Source organism: Rhodopseudomonas sp. (assembly GCF_048594845.1).
Taxonomy (GTDB): domain Bacteria; phylum Pseudomonadota; class Alphaproteobacteria; order Rhizobiales; family Xanthobacteraceae; genus Rhodopseudomonas.
On the sequence record NZ_JBMDXE010000166.1, the window covers coordinates 1 to 4,388 of the forward strand.

General features: G+C 67.4%; 2 protein-coding genes and 1 pseudogene. 1 reads left to right on the top strand and 2 read right to left on the bottom strand.

All coding sequences use genetic code 11. From position 1 onward, the window contains the following. A pseudogene (locus tag ACOJTD_RS10460) lies at positions 1 to 144 on the bottom strand (MFS transporter); the annotation flags it as partial. A gap of 79 nt (positions 145 to 223) precedes the next feature. Next, positions 224 to 2,122, bottom strand: coding sequence for a caspase family protein (locus ACOJTD_RS10465; protein WP_420132853.1), 1,899 nt, complete (start codon positions 2,120 to 2,122; stop codon positions 224 to 226). A gap of 229 nt (positions 2,123 to 2,351) precedes the next feature. Between ACOJTD_RS10465 and thrS the strand changes: the two genes are divergently transcribed. After that, positions 2,352 to 4,388, top strand: a 2,037-nt coding sequence (gene thrS, locus ACOJTD_RS10470) for a threonine--tRNA ligase (RefSeq protein ID WP_420132854.1), incomplete at its 3' end; no start/stop codon positions are given.

Sequence of the window (4,388 nt, forward strand, 5' to 3'; positions counted from 1 at the left end):
CGGCGAGCCGATGCACAGCACCACCGCCCCGAACGTGATCAGCAGCCCGGCATCGCGCACGCTGACGCCGAGCCCATTGGACAGTTCGAGCAGCATGCCGGCCGGCGCCAGAACCGACGTTCCGGTGACGAAATTGCCGAGCATCAGGGCGGTGGGAGCGAAGCGGCGAGACACGCCCGGCTTCTAGCACAGGTTACATGCAGATGCATTAACATTCTTGCCGCTAGCGCGCGGCGAGGAAGAAGAACTCTTCGCGGGCCGGCAGCGAGCCGTAGGTGTAGGGCTCCTGGCGGCCGGCGGTCGCTTCGAGCACGTCATCGCGCACCAGGCGGAAGATCTTGTCGATCTCTACGCCGGGCGTGACGATGCGCTGGGCGAAGGCGACCGCAAAGGGCGAATTGCCGCCCTCGCCGTCCAGCGCGACCTGGCCGTGCTTGGCAGCGAACACCACCAGCGAGGCGCCGGCGAGCGTCGGCTCGCCGAGACCGCGGGCGGCCGATCGGGTCACGGTGCTGCCGCTCACGCCGGTGCCGATCGCCGCGACAACGTGGCGGCTATCGCCAGCCGCCGGCGCGAATGGGTTGTCGCGGCAAGCGTCGAGCACCACCAGCTTGAGTTTCTTGGCTCCGTCGATCGCCGCCATGATCTCCGCCAGCGCGATCGCTTGCGTGGGCGCGTCGCGATCGGTGGCGAGCTTGGCATCGACAGGGATCAGGTAGTTCTGACCGCCGACCTCCATGCCGTGACCGGCGTAGTACACCATCGCCCAATCCGCCTTGGCGGCGTCGGCGGCGAAGGTGCGCAACGTCTCGGCCATCCGTGCGCGGTCGACATCGACGCTCAGCGTCACCTGCTCGAAGCCGATCGTGCGGAGCGCGGCGGCGACGGCGGCGGCATCCTTCTGCGGATTGGCCAGCGCCGGCACGTTGCGATAGGCGGAATTGCCGATCACCAGCGCAATGCGCCGGCCCTGCATCTGCGGTTTTGCGCGCTCCGCGGCGGGACGAGGCGCCGGCGCCGGCTGAGCCAGGCTCGCGGTGGCGATCGTCGGCGTCGGCAGCGAGGTCTGATTCTCCGCCTTGCGCGGCGCCGGCAGAGTCACCGGGACCGGCGCGCCGGACTTCAGCGCGGCGAGCCGGGCGCGCGCCGTCTCGCGCGCCGAGGCGGCCTTGTCCCAAATATCCGACGAGTGATTGAGCGCACGCTCGAAATCGGCGCGCGCCGCGGCGACGTCGCCCTTGCGCTCGTAAGTCAGCGCGCGGCCGACCAGGGCAGCGCCGAAATCGGGATGGATGACGAGTTCGCGGTTGAACGCCGCGAGCGCGCCGTCGAGATCGCCGATGTAGCGCAGGATGTCGCCTTCATACGCGTGCCACAACGCGAACATCGGCTGGCGGTCGATCGCACTTCGGATGTCGGCCAATGCGGCGTCGAGATTGCCACGCATCTGCCGCGCATGCGCGCGGGCGCCGTAGGCCGCGCCGCTCGTTGGATCAAGCGCGACGGCGCGATCGAACGCACCGACCGCGTCGTCGTATTGCCCCTTGGCGAGCAGCGCATCGCCGCGCAGCAGATAGCCCTCGGCCCGGTTCGGCACCAGCCGGATCAGCGTGGCGGCGTCGGCCTGCGCCTGATCGGGCCGGCCGAGTTCGAGCGCGATCTGGCCACGCAGCAGATAAGGCCGCGGCGCGTCGGGTGCGAGCGCGACGGCGCGTTCGCTGTCGGCATAAGCGCGGGCGAACTGGCCCATCCGTTTGTAGGATTCCGCCCGCGCCCCGAACAAGGCCGGATCGGTCGGCTGCAGCCGGATCGCCTCGCTGAGGTCGGCCACTGCGCGCTCCGGACGGCGCAGTTGCAGTTGCGCGTCCGCGCGCTGCGCCAGCGCATCGGCGCGGAGCTTGGACGTCAGGCGACGGTCGCGCAGCAGCCGGCTGCAGGCGTCGAGTTTGTCGAGGCTGCTCTTGATCGCCAGTCCGACATCTGCCTCGAAGCAGGCGTCGCTGCGGCCTTGTGCCGAGCCTTCGCGCGACCATCCCGCGCCGGCGCCGATGCCGATGCCGACGGCAAGACCGAGGACCGCGGCAATCACCACGACATAGCCCGCGATCCGACGCTTCGTCATCCACTGCCTCCCCGCCCGGCCGGCCACCGGCTGGTCCATTTGAACCTGGCGGCCCCGGTTTCAACAAGGTCGGCAGGACAATCGCGGGCTGAATCGCGCGTCGGAAAGCGGTGCCTGCAGATGCCGCCGGGCCGGAACCCGGTGCCGTTGCACCTCGGCAAACGTCTGCTATACAACGCCTTTCCGCTTACCTGCGCTCGTGTGCAGGAGTGAGCCACAGGAGCATGACATGACCGACAAGACTCCCGCCGACAAAGCTGCGCCCGCCTCCGGCTTCCAGTTCACGCTGTCCAATCTGAAGCCCGCAGTGCCGGCCGACCAGATCATCATCACCTTCCCCGACGGCAAGACCCGCGAGTATCCGCGCGGCACCACCGGGCTCGACATCGCCAAGGGCATTTCGCCGTCGCTGGCCAAGCGCACGGTGGCGATGGCGCTCAACGGCGCGCTGACCGATTTGGCCGATCCGATCGAAGAGAACGCGGCGATCGACTTCGTCGCCCGCGACGACGCCCGTGCGCTCGAGCTGATCCGGCACGACTGCGCCCACGTGCTCGCCGAAGCGGTGCAGAGCCTGTGGCCGGGCACGCAAGTCACCATCGGCCCGACCATCGAAAACGGCTTCTACTACGACTTCTTCCGCAACGAGCCGTTCACGCCCGAGGATTTCGCCGCGATCGAAAAGCGGATGCGCGAGATCATCCAGCGCGACAAGCCGTTCACCAAGGAAGTCTGGAGCCGCGACGAGGCCAAGAAGGTGTTCGCCGACAACGGCGAAGCCTTCAAGGTCGAGCTGGTCGACGCCATCCCTGAAGATCAGACCATCAAGATCTACAAGCAGGGCGAATGGTTCGATCTGTGCCGCGGCCCGCATATGACCTCGACCGGCAAGATCGGCACCGCTTTCAAGCTGATGAAGGTGGCCGGCGCGTATTGGCGCGGCGACAGCAACAATCCGATGCTGACCCGCATCTACGGCACCGCCTGGGCCAAGCAGGAAGACCTCGACGCTTACTTGCACCAGATCGAGGAAGCCGAGAAGCGCGACCATCGCCGGCTCGGCCGCGAGCTCGACCTGTTCCACTTCCAGGAAGAAGGCCCCGGCGTCGTGTTCTGGCACGCCAAGGGCTGGAGCATCTTCCAGTCGCTGATCGCCTATATGCGCCGCCGCCTCGCCGGCAACTACGACGAGGTCAATGCGCCGCAGATTCTCGACAAGGTGCTGTGGGAGACGTCGGGTCACTGGGAGTGGTACCGCGAAAACATGTTCGCGGCGCAGTCCGCCGGTGAAGACGCCGAGGACAAGCGCTGGTTCGCGCTGAAGCCGATGAACTGCCCCGGCCACGTGCAGATCTTCAAGCACGGGCTGAAGAGCTATCGCGACCTGCCGCTGCGCCTCGCCGAGTTCGGCATCGTGCATCGCTACGAGCCGTCGGGCGCGATGCACGGCCTGATGCGCGTGCGCGGCTTCACGCAGGACGACGCGCACGTGTTCTGCACCGAGGCGCAGCTCGCCGACGAGTGCATGAAGATCAACGATCTGATTCTGTCGACCTACTCGGATTTCGGCTTCGAGGGTGAGCTCACCGTCAAGCTCTCGACCCGTCCGGAAAAGCGCGTCGGCACCGACGAGATGTGGGATCACGCCGAGCGCGTGATGGCCACGGTGCTCAGCGAGATCAAGGCCAACGGCGGCAACCGCATCAAGACCGAGATCAACCCGGGCGAAGGCGCGTTCTACGGGCCGAAGTTCGAATACGTGCTGCGCGACGCCATCGGCCGCGACTGGCAATGCGGCACCACGCAGGTCGACTTCAACCTGCCGGAGCGGTTCGGCGCGTTCTACATCGACGCCGACGGCGCCAAGAAGGCGCCGGTGATGGTGCATCGCGCGATCTGTGGCTCGATGGAGCGCTTCATCGGCATCCTGATCGAGCACTACGCCGGCAACTTCCCGCTGTGGCTGGCGCCGGTCCAGGTCGTCGTCACCACGATCACGTCGGAAGGCGACGACTACGCCCAGAAGGTGCTCGCCGATCTGCGCAAGGCGGGGCTGCGCGCCGACATCGATCTGCGCAACGAGAAGATCAACTTCAAGGTGCGCGAGCATTCGCTGGCCAAGGTCCCGGCCCTCTTGGTGGTCGGCAAGAAGGAAGCCGAGACTCACTCGGTCTCCGTCCGCCGCCTCGGCAGCGAACGCTCCAGCGTGCTGCCGACCACCGAGGCCATCGCGGCGCTGGTGGACGAAGCGACGCCGCCGGACGTG

Bases quoted from the DNA above. Each gene is read 5' to 3' on its own strand.
- ACOJTD_RS10465 (WP_420132853.1), bottom strand. From the start codon at position 2,122: ATGACGAAGCGTCGGATCGCGGGCTATGTCGTGGTGATTGCCGCGGTC.